Source organism: Oscillospiraceae bacterium, assembly GCA_015068645.1.
Lineage (GTDB): Bacteria > Bacillota > Clostridia > UMGS1840 > UMGS1840 > SIG452.
Genome location: SVKD01000002.1, coordinates 33791 through 59652, shown reverse-complemented (window position 1 = coordinate 59652; position 25862 = coordinate 33791). Strand labels below are relative to the sequence as shown.

Annotated in this window: 21 protein-coding genes; 5 read left to right on the top strand and 16 right to left on the bottom strand. The window is 43.1% G+C overall.

The genetic code is table 11. From position 1 onward, the window contains the following. Positions 1-4: 4 nt before the first annotated feature. From E7413_01220 to murC, 9 genes are all read right to left on the bottom strand, one after another. A complete protein-coding gene (locus tag E7413_01220; protein ID MBE7018491.1) occupies positions 5-2077 on the bottom strand; it encodes a U32 family peptidase in 2073 nt (690 codons plus the stop codon). A 132-nt stretch (positions 2078-2209) separates the two neighbouring features. Beyond that, a complete protein-coding gene (thiI, locus tag E7413_01215) occupies positions 2210-3382 on the bottom strand; it encodes a tRNA 4-thiouridine(8) synthase ThiI (protein MBE7018490.1) in 1173 nt (390 codons plus the stop codon). Positions 3383-3393: 11 nt separating this feature from the next. Then, a complete protein-coding gene (locus tag E7413_01210; GenBank protein ID MBE7018489.1) occupies positions 3394-3918 on the bottom strand; it encodes a hypothetical protein in 525 nt (174 codons plus the stop codon). An 89-nt stretch (positions 3919-4007) separates the two neighbouring features. Next, positions 4008-5381 carry a glycine--tRNA ligase gene (locus E7413_01205; GenBank protein MBE7018488.1) on the bottom strand — a complete coding sequence of 458 codons (1374 nt, stop codon included), beginning with the start codon at positions 5379-5381 and terminating at the stop codon, positions 4008-4010. An 87-nt stretch (positions 5382-5468) separates the two neighbouring features. Further along, positions 5469-6017, bottom strand: coding sequence for a hypothetical protein (locus E7413_01200; protein MBE7018487.1), 549 nt, complete (start codon positions 6015-6017; stop codon positions 5469-5471). 45 nt (positions 6018-6062) lie between these two features. Next, positions 6063-6791: a 16S rRNA (uracil(1498)-N(3))-methyltransferase gene (locus E7413_01195; protein ID MBE7018486.1), complete on the bottom strand. Its 729-nt coding sequence runs from the start codon at positions 6789-6791 to the stop codon at positions 6063-6065. Between the two features lie 373 nt (positions 6792-7164). Next, positions 7165-8553 (bottom strand): DUF4080 domain-containing protein, encoded by a 1389-nt coding sequence (locus E7413_01190; protein ID MBE7018485.1) that lies wholly within the window; start codon positions 8551-8553, stop codon positions 7165-7167. A gap of 4 nt (positions 8554-8557) precedes the next feature. Then, positions 8558-9361, bottom strand: coding sequence for a hypothetical protein (locus E7413_01185; protein MBE7018484.1), 804 nt, complete (start codon positions 9359-9361; stop codon positions 8558-8560). A gap of 17 nt (positions 9362-9378) precedes the next feature. Next, a complete protein-coding gene (gene murC / locus E7413_01180) occupies positions 9379-10725 on the bottom strand; it encodes a UDP-N-acetylmuramate--L-alanine ligase (GenBank protein MBE7018483.1) in 1347 nt (448 codons plus the stop codon). A 283-nt stretch (positions 10726-11008) separates the two neighbouring features. On the opposite strand from murC, the gene E7413_01175 reads away from it, so the two are divergent. Together E7413_01175 and E7413_01170 are read left to right on the top strand one after the other, a co-directional pair. Next, positions 11009-12163: an amidohydrolase gene (locus E7413_01175; protein MBE7018482.1), complete on the top strand. Its 1155-nt coding sequence runs from the start codon at positions 11009-11011 to the stop codon at positions 12161-12163. Positions 12164-12222: 59 nt separating this feature from the next. Next, a complete protein-coding gene (locus tag E7413_01170) occupies positions 12223-12963 on the top strand; it encodes a hypothetical protein (protein MBE7018481.1) in 741 nt (246 codons plus the stop codon). Between the two features lie 249 nt (positions 12964-13212). Here E7413_01170 and E7413_01165 read toward each other — a convergent pair whose 3' ends face one another. From E7413_01165 to E7413_01150, 4 genes are all read right to left on the bottom strand, one after another. Then, positions 13213-13815, bottom strand: a complete 603-nt coding sequence (locus E7413_01165; protein MBE7018480.1) for a hypothetical protein — start codon at positions 13813-13815, stop codon at positions 13213-13215. Between the two features lie 103 nt (positions 13816-13918). Then, positions 13919-15742: a Na+/H+ antiporter NhaC family protein gene (locus E7413_01160; GenBank protein ID MBE7018479.1), complete on the bottom strand. Its 1824-nt coding sequence runs from the start codon at positions 15740-15742 to the stop codon at positions 13919-13921. A gap of 78 nt (positions 15743-15820) precedes the next feature. After that, the gene (locus E7413_01155) at positions 15821-16738 is read right to left on the bottom strand and encodes a DMT family transporter (GenBank protein MBE7018478.1); all 918 of its coding nucleotides are present in this window, start codon (positions 16736-16738) and stop codon (positions 15821-15823) included. A 126-nt stretch (positions 16739-16864) separates the two neighbouring features. Then, positions 16865-17416 carry a TetR/AcrR family transcriptional regulator gene (locus E7413_01150; protein MBE7018477.1) on the bottom strand — a complete coding sequence of 184 codons (552 nt, stop codon included), beginning with the start codon at positions 17414-17416 and terminating at the stop codon, positions 16865-16867. A gap of 168 nt (positions 17417-17584) precedes the next feature. Here E7413_01150 and E7413_01145 point away from each other — a divergent pair, with 168 nt between their 5' ends. After that, complete coding sequence (locus tag E7413_01145) at positions 17585-18484, top strand: cation transporter (GenBank protein ID MBE7018476.1); 900 nt, start codon at positions 17585-17587, stop codon at positions 18482-18484. A gap of 32 nt (positions 18485-18516) precedes the next feature. Here the strand turns inward: E7413_01145 and E7413_01140 are convergent, their stop codons facing one another. Then, complete coding sequence (locus tag E7413_01140; protein ID MBE7018475.1) at positions 18517-19161, bottom strand: trimeric intracellular cation channel family protein; 645 nt, start codon at positions 19159-19161, stop codon at positions 18517-18519. 227 nt (positions 19162-19388) lie between these two features. Between E7413_01140 and cysK the strand changes: the two genes are divergently transcribed. Beyond that, positions 19389-20318: a cysteine synthase A gene (gene cysK / locus E7413_01135; GenBank protein ID MBE7018474.1), complete on the top strand. Its 930-nt coding sequence runs from the start codon at positions 19389-19391 to the stop codon at positions 20316-20318. Positions 20319-20386: 68 nt separating this feature from the next. Here cysK and E7413_01130 read toward each other — a convergent pair whose 3' ends face one another. Beyond that, positions 20387-21409: a chromosome condensation regulator gene (locus tag E7413_01130; GenBank protein MBE7018473.1), complete on the bottom strand. Its 1023-nt coding sequence runs from the start codon at positions 21407-21409 to the stop codon at positions 20387-20389. A gap of 181 nt (positions 21410-21590) precedes the next feature. Here E7413_01130 and E7413_01125 point away from each other — a divergent pair, with 181 nt between their 5' ends. Beyond that, positions 21591-22820: a hypothetical protein gene (locus E7413_01125; GenBank protein ID MBE7018472.1), complete on the top strand. Its 1230-nt coding sequence runs from the start codon at positions 21591-21593 to the stop codon at positions 22818-22820. A gap of 127 nt (positions 22821-22947) precedes the next feature. Here the strand turns inward: E7413_01125 and uvrA are convergent, their stop codons facing one another. After that, on the bottom strand, positions 22948-25770 hold the full coding sequence (gene uvrA, locus E7413_01120; GenBank protein MBE7018471.1) for an excinuclease ABC subunit UvrA: 2823 nt from the start codon (positions 25768-25770) through the stop codon (positions 22948-22950). Positions 25771-25862 lie beyond the last annotated feature (92 nt).

The following is a 25862-nucleotide window of genomic DNA, read 5'->3' as shown; positions in this document are numbered from 1 at the left end:
GTTTTTAATAAGCTCCTCTGTAATAATGGCCTCTGGTATAGCGGGTTAAGGGATTCTGCTCCATTTTAAAGGAATGGATAATTTCCTGAACCTGTGCCTTGTTTTCTCTGAAAAAGTGCAGTCTCACAGAACCAATTCCTGCGGCACGAAGGTCGTTTAACTTATCCGACATCATAATGGGATAGGGATTATAGATGGCATTCTGAGAGCAGTTTTCGCAGGCGATGATAAATTCTTCGCCTTTTCTGTCTTTCATCACCAGATCATTGGGATTACATTTGCCACGAATGTTGGATTTTATGCAGGATTTGGTAATCATCAGGGGAATCTGACCATAGCCAAGCACAGTTAAGTCGGCAGAATCGGTGATAATGTTTTTCACATTCTTTAAATTTGCTTCCACCGAAGCAGTCACATTTTTTACGCCGTGTTCTTCTAAATACTTTGCAGATAAAGAATTGGTTACATTGAAGGTGTAATCACAGTAGAGATGATATTTACTGCCAAAAGAATCAAAGGCATTGAGATACCCGATATTGCCAACCAAAACGTTGGTAATTTCGGGATGTTTGGTTAAAAAGGCACGGGCTTTTGAAATCTGTTTGTCGGTGGCGATTCGCTCGCACCACAGACCCACATTTTCAATTTCACCGTATTTTTGGATGTATTCTTCAATCACGTCTGCTTTGGCAAACACCAACTTGTCCCAACATTCTCGCACCCATTTTAGCTGAAAAGCAGTGGAAACGGTGCAGTAATACTCAATTTCGTCGGTGGTTTTACGCTTTCTCATCTGATAAGAATAGGGTTCAATATGGCGTTCAAACTGGAATAAGCTATCCAAATATGCCCCGATTTCACGGCGGATGGCATTCATCTGGGAAACACTTAAAAACAGAGGTGTTTCGTCTGCCAACACAATTTCGATTTCTTCAAAACAGAAGGTTTCGTTCCCCGTTTTGGTGAGCTGGTCAATCAGCTTTTCACGGGTTACGGGTGCATTTTGCGCCAGTTGGGGACAAATATCCACAGTGAACGGATATACATCTTCCCCTAACAGCAGTTCTGCTTTCACAGGTTTATCCAGTTCCAAAAACAGAGAAACCGACACGGGAATCTGAGAAAATTCACGGTCTTTATTTAAAATCTGGTCATAGTAACGCTCCATTTTTTTGGTTTCTCTGGAGTAGGGATTTTCATTTTTATAGAAATTAAAAAGATTTTTATCGGTAATGCCGTCATAGTAGCCCGGGGTATATCCGCCACGGTTAAAAGAGGCTTCAATAATGGCGTAATCTTCTTCCGATACTTCGCCCGAATCCAATGCTCTGCGATACACATCAGTGATAGCGGCAGTGTAGTATTTGCTTTTTAATCTGCCCTCTAATTTAATCACATCCACGCCCATTTCTTCCAGCTCGGGCAGATAGTCTAAAAGCATTAAATCCTTGGGAGAAAGTAACGCTCCTTTTTTCTGCTGGGTTTCATAGAACATACGGCAGGGTTGCGCACATTTGCCACGGTTTCCGCTTCGCTCACCGATAAAGCTGGACATTAAGCATTGCCCCGAATAGCACACACATAAGGCACCGTGGGCAAACACTTCAATATTGATGTCAGTTGCTTTTCTGATTTTTTCAATTTCGGCACGGGATAATTCACGGGGAAGCACCACCGTGTCAAACCCTTCTTTTTCCAGAAGTTTTACCCCTGCTAAGTTGTTGACGGTCATCTGAGTGGATGCCACAAGACGCAAATCGGGTGCAATTTTTCTAACAAGATTTGCCACACCCCAGTCCTGCACGATAACTCCGTCTGCCAGGGAATTGTAAATCACATCAATGATTTTGGTAATCTGAGCAATTTCGTTATCGTAAACCAAGGTATTTAAGGTCACAAAAACTTCTACGCCTCGTTTGTGGCAGTAGAATACGGCATCTTTTAAGCTTTCTTCGGTAAAATTTTCGGCGCCTGCTCTGGCGTTAAAGGAATCGAGTCCTAAATATACCGCATCCGCTCCCGTTTTTACGGCAGCGACCATGGATTCGTAGGAACCCGCAGGTGATAAAATCTTCATAATACATTCCTCTTTAGTGAAGAATGAATAGTGAATAGTGAATAATCATGGTGGCGCCCAACGGGCGCATTAGAATGCAGGCTCCGCCTGCCACCGCAATTATTCATTTTTCATTCTTCATTGTTCATTATTTTATAAGTCTTCTGCTGAAATATGCACTCTCTCAATATTCTTAACCGCTTCCTCAATCAATGCATCCATATCCAGTTTCTGTTCTTCAAAAATCACGTCTTTTACCCGAGGATGTAGTTTGGGATGCTTGGGGGTAAACACGGTGCAACAGTCTTCATACGGCAAAATGGAGGTTTCAAAAGCTTCCATCTTACGGGAAATTTCAGTAATTTCGGTTTTGTCCATCCCGATTAAGGGGCGAAATACGGGGATATCCACGGCAGAGTTGGTCACCTGTAACCCCTCAATAGTCTGACTTGCCACCTGCCCTAAGCTTTCCCCTGTTACTAAGCAACCGCAGTTGTTATCCTCTGCCACACGCTGGGAAATTTTCATCATAAAACGGCGCATCACCAAGGTCATCATATCTTCACGGCACTTTTCGCCGATGGCTAACTGAATATCGGTAAAGGGTACCACGTGCAGACGGTAGGGACCTGTGTATTTGGCAATAATTCTTGCTAAGGTGATTACTTTCTGTTTGGCACGTTCGGAGGTGTAGGGATAAGAATAAAAGTGAACGGCTTCCAGTTTCAGTCCACGTTTTGCCATCATAAACCCTGCCACGGGACTGTCGATACCGCCTGATAACAGCAGCACCCCACGTCCCCCTGTGCCAACGGGTAATCCACCGTGACATTCTTCTTTTTCAAAGTAAATGTAGGCACCTTTTTCACGGACTTCCACCATCACCTGAATGTCGGGTTTTTTTACGTTGACGGTTAAATTTTCAATATTATCGTGCAAAAATCCGCCCAATTCCTGACAGATGGCAGGAGAATTCAAGGGAAAGGTTTTGTCTGCACGTTTTGCTTCCACTTTAAAGGTTTTGCCTGTTAATTTATCACGGAGCAATTCCAAAGCGTCTTTTTTAATGATGTCCATATCCTTTTCGGTCTGATATACCACGGATACAGATTTTAAGCCAAACACGTTTTTCGCTTTTTCCAGCATTTCGTAGAAATCGGCATCCTCATTGGGCTCCATATAAATGGCGGACTGATGGATGGACACGGATTTTAACAATCCTTTTAACTGATTTCTGATATTTTTTAACAGTTGGTCTTCAAAATTTCTGCGGTTTAAGCCTTTTAAAGCCAGCTCACCGCATTTTCCAAGCAATAATTTACGCATAAAAATGCTCCTTATTTCTTTGTATTATCGTTTTCGTTATTCACGGGACGGTACAGCAATTTGGTGATATAAGGTGTGAAATAAAACTGTTTCACACCTGCTAAGTATCCCAGATAGGTAAACACAATGATGAATCCGCCAAAAATGGCAGCTGATATCAGGTTGATTTCACCGGAGGCTGCAATCATATTTCCGAAATAAAAGGGGGCTTCCCAAAAGATGACAATCAGTTGCACAATCCAGTTTTTAGCGAGATAGGCAATTCCCAACGGTAACACCAAATACCCCAGTGCCACCAGGGCATATGCCGTGGGGAATTTGATGTGGGGTTTAATGCTGCTGTATGATTTTTGATGAGAAAAGCCTGCCCGTCTGGAATAACTGTAAATCCCCGACAGGTACAGCATAAAAAAGAATGCCCCGAAAAACTGTTGCCATTTGCCCACCATAGAGGTGACAATCATAAAGGAAACAGTTGCATATAACAGTTGATTGGTAAGCATAGCCCAAAGGGGATGCTGACGTTTTTCTACCATAGGATACCTCCGCTAATATTACAAGGGATAATGCCACAAATGGCAAGTGTCCCAAAGAAAACACTTGCCATTTTGTTTGGTCTTAAAAATTAAAATTCCAGTTTGGATTCGATGTAGGGAATTACTTCATCCATAGGCAGACGAATCTGTTCCATAGTGTCTCGGTCACGAAGAGTAACAGAATTATCTTCTTCGGATTCAAAGTCAAAGGTGATCGAGAAGGGAGTACCGATTTCGTCCTGTCTTCTGTAACGTTTTCCGATGGAGCCTGCATCGTCAAATTCGCAGGGGAATTTTTTAATTAACTGTTCATACAGTTTGAATGCAGGTTCAGACAGTTTTTTGGATAAGGGCAGAACAGCCGCTTTCACGGGAGCCAACGCAGGATGTAATCTTAATACCACACGGGTATCCCCTTCGGATACTTCTTCTTCATCGTATGCATCCACCAAGAATGCCAATGCCACACGGTCAGCACCCAAGGAGGGTTCGATAACGTAGGGAATGTATCTTTCGTTGGTCACAGGGTCAATGTATTCCATTTTTTCGCCACTGTGTTCGCTGTGCTGTTTTAAGTCGAAGTCGGTTCTGTCTGCAATGCCCCACAGTTCACCCCAACCGAAGGGGAATAAGAATTCAAAGTCGGTGGTAGCGTTGGAATAGTGGGATAATTCTTCCTGCTCGTGGTCACGAAGCTTTAAGTTTTCTTCTTTGATACCTAAAGATAACAGGAAGTTTTTGCAGTAATCTTTCCAGTATGCGAACCATTCTAAGTCGGTACCGGGTTTGCAGAAGAATTCTAATTCCATCTGTTCAAATTCACGGGTACGGAACACGAAGTTACCGGGAGTGATTTCGTTACGGAAGGATTTGCCGATCTGACAAACGCCGAAAGGCACTTTTTTACGGGAAGTTCTCTGCACGGATTTAAAGTTTACAAAGATACCCTGAGCGGTTTCGGGACGAAGGAACAGTTCGCTCTGTGCATCCTCGGTAACGCCCTGGAAGGTTTTAAACATCAGATTGAATTTTCTGATTTCGGTAAAATTGGATTTTCCGCAGTTGGGACAAACGATGTTGTTGTCTTTAATGTACTGTGCCATCTGTTCGTTGGACCAGCCTGCAGGCAGAACACCGGTGTCTTCAATCAGCTTGTCTGCACGGTGACGGGTTTTACATTCCTTACAGTCCATTAAGGGGTCGGAGAATCCGCCCACGTGACCGCTGGCAACCCAAACCTTGGGATTCATTAAAATTGCAGCATCAAGGCCCACATTGTAGGGATTTTCCTGCACGAATTTTCTCCACCATGCTTTTTTCACGTTGTTTTTAAATTCCACACCCAAAGGACCGTAATCCCAGGTGTTGGAGAGGCCGCCGTAAATTTCGGAGCCGGAATATACAAAACCTCTGCCCTTACAAAGAGCAACGATTTTTTCCATTGTTTTTTCAGTATTTAACATTGTGTAATTCCTTTCTCGGGGGGTCGATCTGTATTTTTAAAAATTTGATGATAAAATCCCATCGCAATTTGAAATGCGGGTTAGATTTTATTTCTGGATTTTACCGAGTTTCGCACTTTTTACGCCGTAGATAATGAAAGCTGCAACGGTGTAAATACCAACACCGCACATTAACAGTGCTGCACGGAACTGTACGCCATTGTTTGCTAAGAAGGGGTGGAAATTATTAAAGTCGGTTAATTTTAAGGGGTCAATTCCAAAGATTTTAGTTAAGATTTCGGTGGGATATACGAAGAAGGTTCCTAAGAAGGATGCTAAGCACACATAGAACCAATTAAAGTATTTTTTGCTGCGTTCGGTTTCATCGGCTTTCTTTAACAGAGTTCCTTTTACTGCGGTGAACACAGCCAGTGCTAAGAACACAATCATTAAAATGTGAGCTGCACCACGAGCGACATTCATCATATTGCTGTTGGTCTGGAACCAGTTAAACAGATACATCAAAAGCATTTCTGCGCCTAAAGCGGTGGCAAAGATGGTTAACAGTCTGTTTTCAATCTTTTCTTTCTGCAGTTTGATTTCTGCAGTGTTCAGATTTTTTTTTGCGATTTTTTCCTGTTTTGTTTGTTTTTTCATAATAAAAAAACTCCTTCTTTATAAAAATAATTTTAAAAACAAATGTCAGTCCAGTTCATACTGGATGTTGGCTAAGGCGTAAAGGCCAGCCGTTTCGCATCTGAGGATTCGTTTCCCTAAGGATACGGATAAAAAGCCTGCATCCGTTAAGAAGCTCACTTCCTCGGGAGAAATGCCCCCCTCGGGACCAATTACCAACGCAATTTTTTTTGTTTCTTTGGTAAGGGGATTCTTCTTTAAAACTTCTTTTAGCGTTGTTTTGTTTTCATCTTCGTAACAAAGAAGCTTTAAATCAAATGCATCCCAATCCACCTGCTTGGGTGTTTTGGGCTCCTGCACCTTGGGAACCACCAGCCGTCCGCACTGTTGCGCAGCGGATTTGGCAATTTTTTGGAAACGTTCCACTTTTTTTGCCACATCTTTTCCTTCGATTTTGGCAATCGAGCGGTGCATTTTAAAGGGTACGATTTCCGTAACCCCTGCTTCCACCGCTTTTTCCACGATGAAATCCAGCTTGTCCCCTTTGGCAATCCCCTGAAATAAGGTGATTTCGTAGGGCGGTTCAGAATCAGAGTCCAATTCTTCCACCACATATACTATTATACTGTTTTTTTCAATTTTGTCAATACGGCAGAGCAATTCTTTTTTATTTTTTACAAGAACAATCTGCTCTCCTTCCGTTAATTTTATTACGTTTTTGATATGGTGAACAGCGTCATCGGTTAAGGTGACGGTGTTGTTTGTAATCGGTTCGTTTGTAAAAAAGCGATTCATAAGGTAAAAAACTCCCTTCGGGATAATTTATGGCTTGATAAATGGCGCTAAACAGATTAACTTCACCACTCGCTGTACACACGGTACAGCTTCGGGTAACCCCCTTCGGGGTTCAGTTTCTCTGTTTTGCATCCATTTCTCTGCGCCTTGAAAGAGTAAGGTATGGTTTGATAAATGGCACATTTTTCTGCGCCTTGCAAAAGAATAATGAATATTGAATAATGAAGAGTGAATAATTTCGGTGGCAGCCGATGGCTGCATGAAATGGCTCTCCCTGTGGGAGAGCTGTCAGCAAGGCTGACTGAGAGGGTTTTATGTTCAGCAAGGCTGAACCACCATAATTATTCATTATTCACTATTCATTCTTCATTCATTAAAACATGGGTTTATTGGGATTCTTTCTGCGAAAATCTGACTGCAATTTTTCTAAAAACAGCTCGGGATTTTGAAAACCGTTTTCCACATACCACTCATAGAATAAGCGGAATAAGTGAGGGTGAGACAAGGGCGGTTTTTTTGATAAGGTTTGTCCTAAGGATAAAAACACCTCGTAGGGAGTTTTGTCGACCGTTTCCCAAAGATAGCTGATAGCATCGGGGAAAAAGCCCTTGTTGGAGAAGGTTTCCAGTCCTTCTTCTGCTATTTTTAATTCCATCACATCAAAGGCAGATAACCATTTGGTACAAATCACCTGATAAGGCGGATGGAGGGAATATTTCATTTCGTACTGTTCAACTTCATATCCGATTTGGGTACCGTGAAGCACCTTTAAAAATCCCAGTTGCAACATATCGGGATGAAGCCGGTATACTTGGTTAAAGCCTCGGATAAAAGACGCTTTATCTTCGAAAGGCAATCCTGCAATTAAGTCCAAATGCAAGTGAATATTGCCCATCTCAAGAATCCGCTTTAAGTTGGAAAACGCCATATCGGTATCGTTTTTTCTGTGAATGGCGGTTAAGGTTTCGGGGTTTAGCGACTGCAAGCCCGCTTCAAACTGGATGCGTCCCTTCGGCGCTTTTTTTAGCAACTCGAAATCTTTTTCTGAAAAAAGTTCGGGTTTGATTTCAAAATGGAAGCCTGTGTTACCGCCTTCTTCAATCACAAATTTAAAAATTTCGTAGGCATCGGGATTCACATTAAAGGTTCTGTCGATGAATTTAATCTTCGTTGCCCCTGCTTGAATCAGAATACGAAGCTCCTCTTTCACCTGCTCCAGCGGTTTGAACCGAAGATTCTTTTCCAGAGAGGAAATGCAGTAACTGCAATGGTAGGGGCATCCGCGGGATGCCTCGTAATAGATGGTTTTCCCTTTCTTTAGAGGTGCTTTGTAGGGAAAGGGTAAGTTGGGGAACGAATCGGTGGTTTCTTTCCCCGTTAAATATGTATAAACGGCGGCTTCTCCCTCGCCGGTTATCACTTTGTCTGCAAAAGGGAAGTCCTTTTCCAAAGAATTTCGGTATCCTGCTTCGGGACCGCCCAAAAAGATTTTTACGTCGGGCAGAGCAAGTTTTAAGTCCTTTGCCAGACGGCAGACTCTTTCCACATTCCAAAGATACACAGAAAACCCGATGATATCGGGTTTTTGTGACAGTATATCATAAAATACGCTTTCGTAAGGGTCGTTTACCGAATATTCCGCCACGGTGTTTGAAATTCCTTTTTCGCTCAGGTAAGCACCAATGGAATACACAGCCAGCGCCGTGTGGGAATACTTGGCGTTTAAACCCACTAACAGCAGGTTTTTTGGTTTCATAGTCATCCTCTTATTTCAGTGATTCTAAAAAAGCAAATAACTGTTTCACGGCTTCTTTTTTAATCTGAAAGTTGCCGTTTGCCAGTTTTTTCATATTCAGAGCTAAGGTTGCCACATTGGCACAACCGCCGGACAGATAATAGGAGTTGGCGGTGGAAACCGAATCCTTGCAAACTGCGGTGGGAAGTGCAGGGATATCAAAGGTGGACACAAAGTCCCCCTCTTTTTTCACAAAACAAAATTCGTGGGGTAAGTTTTCAACACAGGTCACAAAATAAGCCTGCTCGCAAGGGTAATGTATTCCCAATGCGTGAGCACCTTTTTGTTTTTCCCGAAGAAATGCAACCGAAACTTTGGCAGTTCCCTGTTTGAAATAGTTCGTGAACATCTGTGCCAAAAAATAGGGAATCTGATTGGTGATATAAAAATCTGCAAATGCTTCGCAGGTGGGGTTTATATAGATCACATCCCCGGGTTTTAGTGCATCTTTTGCTTCTTTTCCTTTAAATTCCACGGTTTTTGCTTTGGCATCCAATATCCCTTGATGACCTTTTGGGGAAAGAACCCGTTCATTGGAGAGGGATTCGGGAATTTCAAAGAGGGGAGAAAATCCCTCTTTGCCGTCAGCGTGGATTTGATTTACCAAAAAAGCATTCTCAGATGCCGAAAAAGCAACCAGGGTTTTCTGCTTTGGATTCTTTACGGCAATTAAGTTGGAAAATCCGTCAAACAATATTTCATCAGCATAGGAAGAGAGTTCTTCCCCGATTTTTTGAAGATAGGGTTTTTCCATACCGTATACGGGATGATTCATAAAGGGTCACCTCAGTTTTAGCTGTTCAACAAATTTTCTCCTGCTAAGTACACGTCACCTGCACCAACGGTTACAAAAATATCGCCTTCTTGCAGGTTGGCTTTTAATTCAATCACCGCGTCAGAGAGAGCAGGCGTGTAGTGAGAGCCGACAATAGCATCACACAAATCACGGGAGGAAATATCACCGGGATCTTTTTCTCTTGCAGCGTAAATATCTGAAATATAGAGGCAATCCACCTCTTTTAATACACGGATAAAATCGTCTTTTAAGGTTTTGGTGCGGGTATAGGTGTGGGGCTGGAAGAGCATTACCAACCGTTTGGGATTTTTCTGGCGGATAGAAGAAATGGTGGTTTCAATTTCGGTGGGATGATGAGCATAATCATCATACACGGGAATATTTTTAAACTGTCCTTTATATTCCATTCTTCGTTTGGCACCGCCAAATTCATAAAGAGCTTCCAAAACAGGTTCTTTGGGTAAGCCCAGTTCACGACACAGGGCAAACACTGCCAAGGAGTTAGACACATTGTGCGCACCTGCCACGGTTAATACCACATGGGCTAATTCTTCGTCGTGATATACCACGTCATACTCGGTACGATCGGGATGAAATACTACGTTTTTTGCCAAATAGTCGCCTGATTCCAATCCGTAAAATACGGCGTTGGTACCTGAAAAATCCAAAAGGCGCACATTTTCATCGTCTCCGTTTGCCACCATGATTTTTTCGGTTTTATCCGAAAATTTCTGGAAAGCGGAGCGGATATGAGCAATGTCTCTATAGTAATCCAAATGGTCTTCTTCAATATTTAAAAGGATGGTTGCGGATGGAAAAAATTCCAAAAAGCTTTCCACATATTCGCAAGCTTCACATACAAAATAATCGTTGGTACCAAGCAACAGGTTTCCGTCAATCTGCGGAAAATCACCGCCTACGGTTACGGTAGGCTTTTTGTTTGCTTTCATTAAGCAAAGTGCCATCATAGAGGTGGTGGTGGTTTTGCCGTGAGTACCGCACACGTTGATGCGTTCCTTATATTTTTTCATCACAAGTCCGAGCAAGGTGCTTCTTTCCATGACGGGGATGCCGTATTCCATTGCTTTTACAATTTCGGGAGCATCCATCGGCACAGCGGCAGTTCTTACCACCAGACCCAGATCGGGGGTGATGTTTTCTGCCTTTTGCCCGATAAACACGGGGATTCCCATCTTTACCAGCCGGTCGGTGATTTTGGAGGAGGAACGGTCAGACCCTGAAACCTGATAGCCGTTTTCCTTTAAAATGAGGGCAAGAGCGTTCATGCTGACACCGCCGATGCCGGAAAAAAATATCTGATTGTTTTTCAAATTTCCTAACATAATTTTCTTTCATCTTCCGGAAAATTCACATCCGAAAGATTCCCCCTTCCTTCTCGGAAAAATACATCTTATATTATATACGATTTCTTCCGATTTTTCAAGTGGAAATCCGTGTTTCTTCCAAAAAAATGTAATTTTTTTCAAAAAGGGTATAAAAGTGTGGATTTTGCCTCTGTAAAAACAGGAAAAAAGTTACATTCTCGTTTCAATTGTTGCAAAAGAATTGCCAAATTTTTTAAAATATGCTATCATAAAATTGATGTATTATAAGTGAGGTGTTTTTATGGCAGACATTTCCTATCATAAATATTTTGACGAGTTGGTTTCTCTTCGTCGGGAATTTCATAAGATTCCCGAAATTTGCTATCAGGAAGTAAAAACCGCCGAAAAAATTGAAGAATTTTTGATAAACTGTGGTATTACCACCGTAAAACGTGTGTTCAAAACAGGAGTAGTCTGTACCATCGGAGACGAATCCAAAGAATGTATCGCACTGCGGATGGATACGGATGGTCTTCCCGTTTCGGAAGAAACAGGAGTTTCGTATCAATCCCGGCACACAGGGATGATGCATGCTTGCGGTCACGACGCTCATATTGCCATTTTGCTTGTGACTGCTAAAATTTTAAAAGAACACGAATCTATGCTGCAAAAATGTGTCAAACTGATTTTTCAGCCCGGCGAAGAAGGTGACGGCGGAGCCTTGCCCATGATCAAAGAAGGCGTGCTGGAGAACCCGAAAGTAACCAAAATCTTCGGTGCCCACCTGTGGCCCGACACTCCGGTGGGGGAAATCGAATATCTTTGTGACACTGCCTTTGCCGGTTGCGACCGATATGAAATAAAAATTCACGGAAAAGGGGGACACGGTGCCATTCCCGAATCGGCAAATTCTCCCTTGCCTGCCTTAGCGGACTGTATCTTGGGGATAGAAGCGTTGGGGAAAGAAGAACCCGACGCTGTGATTTCTGCTTGCGCCTGCAATGCGGATGGTTATTATAATGTGTTCCCCGATGATGCGGCTTTAAAAGGAACTATCCGTACCTTATCGCCTGAGCAAAGAACACGGATTTTAGATTCTTTGGATCTTTTAGTAAAGGAAATTTCTGACAAACGGAATATTACGGTGGAATTTTTGCCTGTGGAGGAATATCCTCCTTGCCTGCAGGATGAAGGGGCGTTGACCGAATACCTGTTTGCAGCGATGCGTGTGTTTGGGGAAGACTATCCCGAAAAAATCAAAGAGGGGAAACGAACCTTTGCCGCTGAAGATTTTTCCTTCTTTGCCAAAGAAATTCCTGCAGCACACGTGAGAATCGGTTCCCAAGGCGGAGAAGACAGTGCCTATCCTTTGCATCATGCCAAATTTCAGATAGACGAAAATTGCCTGATGGTGGGTGTAAAACTCTTTTGTGAAATTATTTTCGGGCAACGATAACTATTTTTGTTGAAAAAAAGATAATAGATAAAATCACAATATTGATTGGAGGAATTACAATGAAAAAAAGATTACAAGGCTTGGTTGCAGGAGTATTAATCGGTGCAACCGTGGCAGGCGGAAGCGCTCTTGCCAAAAATATTACCGAAACCATCAATGCAGTTTATATGAATGTGAAACTGGTGATTGATGGAGAAGAAGTTGTTCCGAAAGATGTGGCAGGCAACGTGGTGGAACCCTTTATCTACAACGGCACCACCTATCTGCCCGTTCGTGCAGTAGGTCAGGCATTTGACAAAGACGTAACCTGGGACGGAGAAACTGCAACCGTTTATGTGGGAGATGTGGTAAAAGCTGCCAAAGAAGTTTATTTATTTGATAAACCTTACTTAGGTTGCGATATTCCCAAAGAGTTTCGCGCAGGTGCAAACAATAACGAGGTTACCAACTATATCGGTTTTGAACTCACCACAGAAGAACAAACCGCCGACGGTTATCAGTATTGCAATGATGTGACCTATGCGTTAAACGGCTTGGCAACCAAAGTAAGAGGCACTTTCTTAGCGCCCACCTACTCTACCGGAAATTTTGCTGATTATCAAGTGAAATTTTACGACGGAGATGACAATTTGTTGTATCAGTCTCCCATTATGAGAGAAAATGTTGCTCCCATTCCCTTTGAATTTGAAACCGCAAATGCACTCACTTTAAAGGTGGAGGTTGTGGCACATTCTAATGTTGGGTATGCTTATATTTATCCCACCATTTCAGATTTTGCAATCGTTACCACCGATTATTAAGAAAAAGTTTTCTGAAACAGATAAAAAACAGCAGAGTAATCTGCTGTTTTTTGTTTACACAACAACTGTGGAATTTTTTTGAAAATTCCCTGAAAATAAAAGTGTGCATTTCCAAGGGTTTTCGATGGAATTTGGTTAAAATCACGGAAAAACCTCAACTATTCCACAATAAAAAAACAAGTTTTCCCCAATAAATGTGGAAAAACCCCTTTGTTTGCCCTCTATGGACAAAACTTCACCTAATAGGGATTAGGGGGAGAAAACCCTGTCACCCGTGCGGATATTTTGGGGAGAAATAATCAATTTTTCAGCAGGAAATAAACCGTTTACGATTTGCTGTTGTCCCTCTTTGGGAAGAGTGCCCAATTCTACCCTGCGAAGCATGGCGTAACCGTTTTGCACCACAAAGACGGCATCCTCTCCCATCTCATTTGTTGTGAGACATTCCTTGGGGATAAACATTAGATTTCTGCGGATGCTTCCTTTGATAACGGCGGTGGCATTTCCTTTCGGGAGCTTTTTTACCCCTGTTACCGACACGGTGGCGTAGGAAATGTTATCAAAGGTGGGTTCCAGCCGCCACAGATACCCTTGATAAGTTTTCCCGTTGCAGGTTACGGCGGCAGTTGCCCCCTCATAAATATTGTCAATTTGGCGGGCGGCTCCCGACATCAGATAAAGATTATCATATTGCAAAATGGGAGCTGTGAAAGACATTTCTTCCTGATAGACAGAAACCAAAACGGTGTGAAGCTTTGCCGAAACGGAGCGGTTGTTGGTTTGATAATCAAAAATCATAGCGGTGAGGATCACAGCAAAAAGAATCAAGAACGAAACCATCAGCTTTTTCAATAATATCACCCACCATAAGCCTATCCCGACAAGCTTTTGTTTATACGAAAAAAGAGGAACGAATCCGATTCGTTCCTCTTTTTGATGTTTGTTTTAAAAATGATTATTGCTTTTTCGCAGTTATGTTTTTAATTACAACCAATGTAGCAATGGTCAGCACAATACCGATGGGGAGTAATACCCAGGCATTGGGGATAAATGCTGCCATCAGGTATACCACAAAGGAAATCAGCGCCACGGTAATCGCATAAGGAATCTGAGTGGACACGTGATTTAAGTGGTTGGACTGGCTTCCTGCAGAAGACATAATGGTGGTATCGGAAATGGGGGAGCAGTGGTCACCGCAAACCGCACCTGCCAAGCAAGCAGAGATACCGATGATTAACAGTTCGCTGTTGCCGGGGAACATTGCAGTTACGATGGGGATTAAGATACCAAAGGTTCCCCAGGAAGTACCGGTAGCAAAAGCCAGCACGCAAGCAACTAAGAAGATAATTGCGGGTAAGAATGCGGATAAGCCTGCAGCAGCGGAGTCCATCAGGCCTGCCACAAAGGTATCTGCACCCAGCAAGCCGGTCATATTTTTTAAAGCAGTTGCAAAAGTTAAGATTAAAATTGCGGGAACCATTGCATTAAAGCCTTTGGGAATACATTCCATCGCTTCTTTGAAGGTAACGGTTCTTCTTAACATTAAGTATACGATGGTCACAATCAGTGCGATAATTGCACCCCAGGGAAGACCAACGGTTGCATCGGTGTTACCGAATGCGTTGATAAAGGTTTCGCCGGAGAAGAATCCGCCAACATAAATCAGTCCGATTACAGAAATCACAACTAACACAATAATGGGGAAGATTAAGTCAATCACTTTACCCTTACGATTTGCTTCGGAAGCTTCTACGGGAAATTCTTCCGCGCCGGAGGTGAACAAGTCCCCTTTTTCCATGGCATTTGCTTCGTGAAGCTTCATGGGGCCGTAATCAAATTTCATTAAGGTGATGGCGATGATAAATACGATAGTCAATAACGAATAGAAGTTGTAAGGAATTGCTCTTACAAACAGTTCAATACCGGAGTAGCCGGTTCCTTTGGTAAATTCGGAAACGGCTGCTGCCCAGGAAGAAACAGGAGCAATCATACAGATGGGTGCGGCAGTTGCATCAATTAAGTATGCAAATTTTGCGCGGGAAATTTTGTGTCTGTCTGTTACGGGACGCATCACGGAGCCCACGGTCAGACAGTTGAAATAGTCATCAATAAAGATTAAAACGCCTAAGATAAAGGTTGCAAACGCTGCACCAACACGGGATTTGATGTGTTTTTCTGCCCAACGTCCGAAGGCTGCAGAGCCGCCTGCTTTATTGATTAAAGCAACCATTGCGCCCAAAATTACCAAGAAAATGAAGATCCCTGCGGTGCCGGACACTGCGGAAATAATACCGTCATTTAGCACATAGTCCAGTCCTGCAACGGGTTTCCAGTTGGCTACCAGTAAGCCACCCAGCACAATCCCTACAAATAAAGAGGAATACACTTCTTTGGTGATTAACGCCAAACCAATCGCAACCAAGGGAGGCAGTAATGCCATAAAGGTTGCATAATAGCCGCTGTCGGGAGCTACACTGCCTTCGCCTGCACAAGTTTCACAGGTGGTTTTAGAAGCTTCTAAAGCTTCAGCTGATGCAATGTGATCTGCGCTTCCTGCAAGATAAGTTATGGTTCCTGCACCTTCGCAGGTACCGCAATCTTCATCTTCCACGATTCCTTCACCGTTACAGTCCAAACAGCTTACCACATGGGTATAGCCTGCGCCTTCACAGTCCGCACAGTCCACCACGGAGGTGGTTTTTGCAGAAAAAGCACCAACTGCAACAATGCAAATCAGACAAAGCACAGCAATCACTTTTCCGATTACATTCTTTTTCATTTGAAATCTCCTTATGTATTTTTAAAGTATACGCAGAATAATGTTACCATATTGGGAAAAATTTGTCAAGAAAATTCGTTATTTCTTGGATTTTTCGGGTAATTGCACCAGTAAAATGGCACCAAACATCAGTACGCATCCCCAAAGTTCACGGGGAGATAACTGTCCGCCGGTCAGATTCCATCCGCAAGCCACTAAGATGACAGTGGTCAAAGTGGCGAATACCGATTCTAAGCTCATTAAAATGGAGGCGGAGGTGGGGTCGGTATACTTTTGCCCCACAATCTGCAAGGTGTATGCCACACCGCAGGATAAAACCCCCGAATAACCGATGGATGCCCACAGGGAAACCACCTGAGAGAAGGTGGGTGTTTGGTTTAAAAATACCATCGCGATGATATTGAGAAAACCGCACACAAAAAACTGCAGGCAAGCCAGTTTTACACCGTCCACCTTGGGGGAAAATTTGTCGATGGCAAGGATGTGAAATGCAAACACTACCGCACAAAAGATGGTCAGCACATCACCGAAGTTGATGGCTAGCGAGCCGTCTATACACATTAAATAAAGTCCTGATAATGCGATGAGAACCGATACCAAAATAACAGGACGGGGGCGTTTTCCCATAAAGAGTCCTAAAATCGGTACAATTACCATGTAGAGCGCTGTTAAAAAACCGGATTTTCCGGGGCTGGTGTATACCATACCAATGGTTTGCAACGTGCTTGCCACACATAGACATATCCCGCAGATGATTCCGCCTATCAGTAAGGTCTTATCCGGTTTTTGCACGGCAATTCCCTTTTTCTTCTTGGAACGGTCTAAACAGAATATCACAGGGAGTAACACCAATCCGCCCAATACGCTTCGGATGCCGTTAAACGCTATGGGAGAAATGGTCTCCACCCCAACCGACTGGGCAATAAAGGATACGCCCCAGATGAAAGCGGTGAGCAGAAGAATCAGATTTCCCTTCAATTTGTTTTGATAATTCATATAAGATAATCTCCTAAAAATACAAAATACTTCCCTATTCTACCTTTTTTTGCCGAAATAGTCAAGACACATTTTTGAAAACCCCGAAAAAACTGAAAAAACAGCTTCCGTTTGGAAGCTGTTTTTTTATACCAACCGATAAAAATAGTCCGCCACGGTTTCGGCAGATTCCTTTCTGCCGTTTTTCATCCACCAGTTGAGCGTTTCTACAAAGGTTGCAGTAATGTGCGAAATCCATAAATCCCGTGGTAAAGCATCGTTTTTTCGATGGGAAAATAAAGAAAGATTGGCTTTCACAAGCTCAAAAAGATTTTCCTTGAAATATCCTGAGAACAGCTCCTGATTCTGTCCTGAAAACAGTTTTAAAATGTGGTTATCGTTGTTTTCAAGGTGTTTTATCAGATGTAAAAACACCGAATCGTTTCCCTCGCAGGAAAAGATATGCTGATGGTTGGACGGTGTTTGGGAAACGGTATCAAAAATATGACAAAATAATTCGTGGCAAAACTCCTTTAGCAGATATTCTTTGGTCTCAAAATGGGCATAAAAGGTGGCACGTCCCACGTCGGCACGGGTGATAATTTCTTCTACCGTCATTTTGGCAAAGCTTTTTTGGGCTAATAGTTCCGTAAAGGCTTGAAAAATAGCGGCTCTTGTTTTTTTCTGTCGTCTGTCCATCTGATTCTCCGTACATTTTTAAGGATTTGTTCCGTAATGAATTTTTTTGGAAAGTTGCTTGTTGTATTTTTTCGCAACAGGGAATATTCTATTTACAGAACATTTTGTTTTATAACAGATACATTGTATCATATTGCAACTAAAAAATCAATGGGGAGGAAGTAAATTATGAAAAATAAGGGGAAAGAAAGCAAAAAAATGTTTTTGGCTTTCCTTTTGAATCTATTTTTTTCGGTATTTGAGCTGGTAGGCAGTTTTGTAACAGGCAGTGTGGCAATTGCCTCAGACGCTCTGCACGATTTCGGGGATGCCGTCACCATCGGGATTGCCTGTTTTCTGGAGAAGAAAAGTAACCGTCAGCCTGATGAGGTCTATACCTACGGATACCGCCGTTATTCGGTGGTGGCAGGTCTCTTTGGCAGTTTGGTATTATTGGTGGGGTCTGCGGTTGTGATGGTTCACGCTGTAGAGCGATTGCTTGTTCCCCAGCAGATTCACAGTCATGCGATGATTCTCTTTGCTGTGATTGGGGTTGTTATCAATTTTTGTGCTGCCTATGTCACCCATGGTGGGGATTCGGTGAATCAAAAAGCGGTAAATCTGCATATGATGGAAGATGTCTTGGGATGGATTGCGGTTTTAGTGGGTGCCGTGGTAATAAAACTAACGGGTTTTATGTTGATTGACCCGTTATTGTCCATTGGGGTAGCAGTATTTGTGATTGTCAATGCTGCAAGAAATCTAAGAAACGCCTTGCACATTTTGTTGGAAAAAGCTCCCGATGAAATCAGCGTTATGCAAATTCGGAATTTGCTTTTGAATACCCCCAGTGTCACAGAGGTGCATCACATTCATCTTTGGACGATGGACGGACAGCAACATTTTGTAACCATGCATCTTGTTACCGAGGAAGAACCCTTTTTAATCAAGAAAAGGGTGAAAGAACTGTTGTATCAAAAAGGAATTTTTCACGTCACGCTGGAACTGGAAACTTCCAACGAACATTGTCACGAATCCACTTGTACGATTGCTCCCGAAATAACTTGTCATCATCACCATCACCATTAAAAAAATACTGCGGGTTTCCGCAGTATTTTTTATCATTCTTCAATATGAATTTTGGGTAAACTCCAATGGTATTTGGTGGCAAGCAGACGGATGGTTATGACAAGCGTCACCGCAAGGGTAACCGTCCACGCTTCCGCCAGAACAGCTTTTCGGCAAATATAGTAGAGGATACTTCCAAAAATACTTGCCAGAGCGTAGATATGTTTTTTAAATATATAGGGGGTGGTATTGATGATAATATCTCGAAAAACGCCGCCACCTACCGCAGTAATCATCCCGATTGCCACCACGATAAAGCCGTTTTCTCCGAAGCCTTGGGTGTATGCCACTTCGGCACCGGTCACGGTGAAGGCGGCAAGTCCCAGTGCATCAAAAATATTATTGATGCTTTCAATCCGATGGCGGAACTTCTCAAAGTGTTTGCGATTAAAATAAGCAAATACAAACACAATCACAGCCACTGCCATGGCAAGCAGGCACCAATCATAATTCTGGAAAATAAACGGGGGATGAATTCCCAAAAGCAAATCACGGGTAATTCCGCCACCCACCGCAGTGATGCACGCCACAAACACCACGCCGAACATATCCAGATTGGCACCAATGGCAACCAATGCCCCCGAAATGGCAAAGGCAACGGTTCCTGCAATTTCCATCCATTTTATAAAATCAGTCATCGTAAGGATTCTCCTTTTCTTTTGTTATCTTATGCTGAAGCTTCCTAAGATGCTCCATCAGTATAGCATAAAAGGATCTGTCCGTCAATTTGAAATGGTGAAATTTTTTCATGTTTTAGCACCAAAATAAGGTGATTTTCATAAAATATTCCAAAAAAGATTGAAATTTTTTAAAAATTGTGTTACAATATATTCGTTTTATGAAAACTCGGAAAGGAAACTTACCTATGATATATAACACTGTGTTAGATGCTATCGGCAATACTCCCTTAATCCGCCTCAATCGGATGGTGGAGGAAGATTCTGCCGAAGTATTGGTGAAATTTGAGGGTTTAAATGTGGGTGGTTCCATCAAAACCCGTACCGCCTACAATATGATTTTGGATGCGGAAGAAAAGGGCCTTATCAATGAGAACACCATTATCGTGGAACCCACCAGCGGTAATCAGGGCATCGGTCTTGCTTTGGTTGGCGCCGTAAGAGGTTACAAAACCAAAATTATTATGCCTGATTCTGTCAGCGAAGAACGCAGAAAGTTAGTGAAGCACTACGGTGCCGAAGTGATTCTGGTTCACGATGCAGGCAACATTGGGGACTGTATTGACGAATGTTTAAAAACCGCACTTCGTATGCAGGCAGAAGACCCCAACGTGTTTGTTCCCCAGCAGTTTGAAAATCCCGCCAACGTGGAAATTCAGAGAAAACGCACCGGCGTTGAAATTTTAGAGCAGGTAGATGGTCCCATTCACGGATTCTGCTCAGGAATCGGTACCGGCGGCACCATCACGGGTATCGGCGAAACCCTAAAAGAGAAGAATCCTGATATGACTATCTGGGCGGTAGAACCCGAAGATGCGGCAATTTTGTCCGGCGGTTCCATCGGTACTCATTTGCAGATGGGCATTGGTGACGGCTTAATTCCCGCTATTTTAAATCAGAATATTTACGATGATATTTGCATCGTAAAGGATGAAGAAGCCATTCAGACCTCCAAAGACCTTGCCGCAAAGGAAGGAATCATGTGCGGTATTTCTTCGGGAACCAATGTGGCGGCGGCAATCAAGCTGGCGAAAAAGCTGGGCAAAGGCAAAACGGTAGTCACCGTATTACCCGATACCGCAGAACGCTATTTTTCCACCCCCTTATTTGACGAATAATTTTTATAATGCAAAAGAAAAAGGACTTCAACGGAAGTCCTTTTTTTGATGTAATGGATTAGTTCGTTTTAGCTGTTCCAATCTTGTACGTCGCATTGCCCGTAAACATTATCACCAATGGCAACTACGGTTCCGTCTGATTTTAGTCCGACTGTGTGGACTTGCCCTGCAGATATCGCAACAATATCAGACCAGTCCTCCACATCACACTCTCCGTAGGCGGTTCCGCTCACAGCAACAACGGTGCCATCAGATTTTAGCCCAACTGTGTGGTAACGACCTGCGGAAATTGCTTCAATATCTGTCCAATCTTCTATATTGCACTGTCCGTTACTGTTTGTTCCAACAGCAACCACAGTGCCATCAGATTTTAGCCCAACTGTGTGGTAACGACCTGCGGAAATTGCTTCAATATCTGTCCAATCTTCTACATTGCACTGTCCGTTACTGTTTGTTCCAACAGCAACCACAGTGCCATCAGATTTTAGCCCAACTGTGTGGACATAACCTGCAGAAATCGCCACAATATTAGACCAGTTCTTCACATCACACTCTCCGGATTCGATTCCGCCCACAGCGACAACAGTGCCATCTGATTTTAGTCCTACTATGTGGCCATAACCTGCAGAAATTGCTACAATATCTGTCCAATCGTCCACATTGCACTGTCCGTATGCATTATCGCCAACAGCAACCACAGTGCCGTCTGATTTTAGTCCTACTGTGAGGAACCAACCTGCGTCAATCGCAACAATGTCTGTCCAGTTTTGTACATTACACTCACCGTCCTTGTTACTACCCACAGCAAGAACGGTGCCATCCGGTTTTAGAGCTACTGTGTGGGAAGAGCCTGCGGCAATTGCAACAATATCTTTCTCCCAAGGTTTTGCCGTAATGATTAAAACCGCGGCAATGGCATACAAAATTCCTGCAATCAGGTACAGCCACAGATATTTCTTTTTCTTTTTTTGCTGATTGGCAGCAGTTCTTGGTTTAATCAGAGCACCACAATGCAAACAGTGTATTTTTTTAATATCACTGACTGCTGCTTCAAAAGTTTTACCGCATTTTCTGCAGGTAATCTGTGCCATCGTAAACCCTTCTTTCTTGATTTACATGATATGTTTATTATAGTCTTTTTCAAAAAAATTGTCAAGAAAAATCGGGGAAAGCACAACGGACAGAGAATTTCTGCCAAAATTATTTACTTTTTTGTTGGAATGTGTTACAATGAAGAAGTGAATTTTAAAAATTCCCAAAAGGAGATTTTTTATGAAATCCAAAAGTTTGATACAATCTAAGCGCGATGAATGGCTTTCTTTTTTGGTCGTGGCATTCGGGATTCTTGCCGCTTACTGGGTGGTTTGGGCGTTCACGGGCCAGTGGCCCTGGGCGAAAAATAACTATAATTCCTACACCTTGCAGGCGTGCCGTTGGTTAGAAGGACATTTAGACCTGGGGCAGGATTATTCCCATCTGGAAATTGCACATTTCGGAGGAAAACATTTTATCAGTTTTCCGCCCTTTCCGTCCTATGTGATGCTTCCCTTTGCCATGCTGTTCGGAGAAAACACTCCCGACGGCTGGATTGCGGTGGCGGTCAGCTTAGTGGGTGCTTTTTATGTATTCCGTTTGCTCAAGCACTATGAAAAATCCAACGAATCAGCTATTTTCTGGACTTTATTTGTGACCATCGGTACCAATCTGATTTTTGTTACCGTGAACGGTTGGGTATGGTTTATCGCACAAAATCTGTGTTTTACCTTATCCGTGATGGCGATTTATTATGCCGTTTGCGGAAAAGGTGGCTGGTCTCTTGCTTTTTGGGCAATGAGCGTGGGATGCCGTCCTTTTAATGCGCTGTATGCTCCCATTTTGCTTGTGATTTTATATCAGGGACTGAAAAAACAGAATCTCACCTTTGGGATGATGATAAAAAAATACTGGAAATGGGCGATTGCACCCATCGTGATTGCAGTAAGCTATATGTTGTTAAACTACTTCCGATTCGGCAATATTTTGGAATTCGGACATAACTATCTGCCCGAATTTACCGAAGCCGAAAAAGGGCAGTTCCATTTCGATTATCTGAAAGAAAACTGGAAATTGTTATGGTTATGGCCCAAAAAGAACCCTCAGGGCGTGTTCCAGTTCCCCAAATTTAACGGTTGGGCATTTTATTTAGTTATCCCCGTATTTCTTTCCTACGCCATCTACACCGTGGCATCATTGTTTAAGAAACCGCAGAAAAATATTTTGGTAAGGATTTTAATTCCTGTAACGGTTCTTTTGCATCTTTTGTGCCTGACCGCCCATAAAACCATGGGAGGCTTCCAATGGGGAAACCGATATGTGCTGGACTCTTTGGCATATATTTTCTTAGGAATTCTGTTGGTGACGGATAAAGACGACAAACTGGAAAAATTCCAGATTCCCATTGCGATGTTTGGATTTGCTTTGAATTTAGTTGGAACCATAGCAGTCTACAATAATTGGATATAAAAAAGGACTTCTTCGGAAGTCCTTTTTTTAGTGAATAGGTAATAGTGAATAGTGAATAATTTCGGTGGCGGGCAATGCCCGCATTTTAATGCACCCGTAGGGTGCCACCGCAATTCTTCATTTGAACCTACAATTTCTCTTTCAAAAACCGTCCTGTATGGGATGCTTCTACTTTACTAACCTCTTCGGGAGTACCCGTTGCCACCACGGTACCACCTTCGTCGCCCCCTTCGGGACCCATATCAATGAGATAGTCCCCCACTTTAATCACGTCTAAGTTATGCTCGATAATCACAATGGTGTTTCCGCTATCACACAAACGGTTTAACACATCAATCAACTTTTTCACGTCGTCAAAATGAAGACCTGTGGTGGGTTCGTCCAGAATATAGATGGTTTTTCCTGTGGGACGTTTGGAAAGCTCGGTGGCAAGTTTCACACGCTGTGCTTCCCCGCCCGATAAGGTGGTGGAGGGTTGCCCTAACTTAATGTAGGAAAGCCCCACATCATATAATAACTGCAGTTTCCGCTTGATAGAAGGGATGTTTTCGAAGAACAAAAGACCTTCTTCCACGGTCATATCTAAAACTTCGTGAATGTTTTTGCCTTTGTAACGCACTTCTAAGGTTTCACGGTTGTAGCGCTTGCCCTTACACACGTCGCAAGGCACATACACATCGGGTAAAAAGTGCATTTCAATTTTTACAATACCGTCACCCTCGCAGGCTTCGCAACGTCCGCCCTTCACGTTAAAGCTGAATCGTCCCGGTCCGTAGCCTTTCATTTTGGCGTCATTGGTGGATGCAAATAAGTCACGAATCAGAGAAAACACGCCTGTGTAGGTGGCAGGATTGGAACGGGGTGTTCTGCCGATGGGAGACTGGTCAATGGCGATGACTTTGTCCAGATGCTCCATACCTTCAATGGAATCGTGCAAACCGCCACGGCTCTTTCCGCCGTTTAGGTGATGGAATAATTCCTGATATAAAATCTGATTGATAAGAGATGATTTTCCTGAACCGGATACCCCTGTCACAATGGTCATACAACCTAAGGGGATAGATACATCAATTCCTTTTAAATTGTTCTGTCTGGCGTTTTTAATCACCAAAAAATTGCCGTTTCCTTCCCGACGTTCTTTGGGTACGGGAATCTGTTTTCTTCCTGATAAATAGTCTCCCGTCAAGGAGGTTTTGGACTTCATAATTTCTTCGGGAGTCCCCTCTGCGGTGATGTAGCCACCGTGAATCCCCGCACCGGGACCGAAGTCAAACACATAGTCTGCAGCACGGATGGTGTCTTCGTCGTGTTCCACCACCAAGACGGAATTGCCCACATCACGAAGACGAATGAGGGTTTCAATCAACTTTTCGTTGTCTCTTTGGTGGAGCCCGATACTGGGTTCATCCAAAATGTATAATACGCCCATCAGATAGGAACCAATCTGAGTGGCAAGACGGATTCTCTGTGCTTCCCCGCCTGACAGGGAACCTGCAGAGCGAGACAAAGTAAGATAATTTAAACCTACTTTATCTAAAAAACCAAGACGCTCTTTGATTTCTTTTAAGAGACGTTCTGCAATATTTTTTTGTTTTTCGCTTAAAGTAAGTTCATCAAAGAACAAAACAAGCTCTTTCACGGGCTTTTGGCACATTTCATAGATGTTGATACCGCCAACCGTTACCCCCAGGCTTTCCTGCTTCAGTCTTGCACCCTTACAAACGTGGCAGGGTTTTTGACTCATAAAGGATTCAATTTCGCTTCTCATCCAGGAGGAAGAAGTTTCCCGATACCGACGCTCCAGGTTGGTAATAACACCCTCAAAATCACTGTAATAGGTTCCTGAGTTACCACGGCGCTGGTATTCGATTTTCAGTTTTTCACCGCCATTTCCATATAGTAACATCTGCAAAAAGGCGGGGTCTTGTTTGCCGATAGGTTTCACCATGGAGTAGCCGTAATGTTTGCAAACCGCTTCCAATAAGGTGTATGCCACACTGTCGGACTTGTCTGCCGCATACCAACCGCTGCCACGGATGGCACCGTCTAAAATAGACTTATCGGGATCAATCACCAAGGCAGGATCCACCTTCATCAGATGCCCGATACCCCCACATTCAGGGCAGGCACCAAAAGGATTGTTAAAGGAAAAGGCACGGGGAGATAATTCTTCCACCGAAATATCGCAGTCGGGACAGGAATAATTTAAACTGTAGGTGTTTTCCTTGCCCGTGTCGTGTTCCAAAATAGTAACCAGACCGTCTGTTAAGCCAACAGCAGTTTCCAAAGAATCGGTTAAGCGGGAGCGGATATCCTCTTTCACCGCCATACGGTCCACCACGATTTCCACAGTGTGTTTGATATTTTTATCCAGCTTAATTTCTTCGGATAAATCATATTGGTTTCCATCCACCCGCACACGGATAAAACCGCTTTTCTTGGCTTTTTCAAAGGTTTTCTGATGTTCCCCTTTTTTGCCTCGGATAACGGGAGATAAAATCACAATTCTTGTTTTTTCGGGGAGTTTTAGAATTTTATCCACAATCTGATCAATGGTCTGCTTGTGAATTTCCTTGCCGCATTTGGGACAATGGGGAATCCCGATTCTTGCATATAAAAGTCTTAAATAATCGTAAATTTCCGTCACCGTACCCACAGTGGAGCGGGGATTTTTAGATGTTGTCTTCTGGTCAATGGAAATGGCAGGAGACAACCCCTCAATCAAATCTGCCGAAGGCTTATCCATCTGCCCCAAAAACATTCTGGCATACGAAGAAAGGGACTCCACATAACGCCGCTGCCCCTCTGCATAGATGGTATCAAAAGCAAGGGACGATTTTCCCGAGCCCGATACCCCCGTAAAGACCACCAATTTGTCTCTGGGAATTTTTAAATCAATATTTTTTAGGTTGTGCTCCTTTGCACCTTTAATGTAAATCGTGTCACGCATAGTAATTTTCCTTTTTGTGTTGAATGAATCATGAATAGTGAATAATGAATAATTTCGGTGGCAGCCTTTGGCTGCATCATAGAATGGTTGGC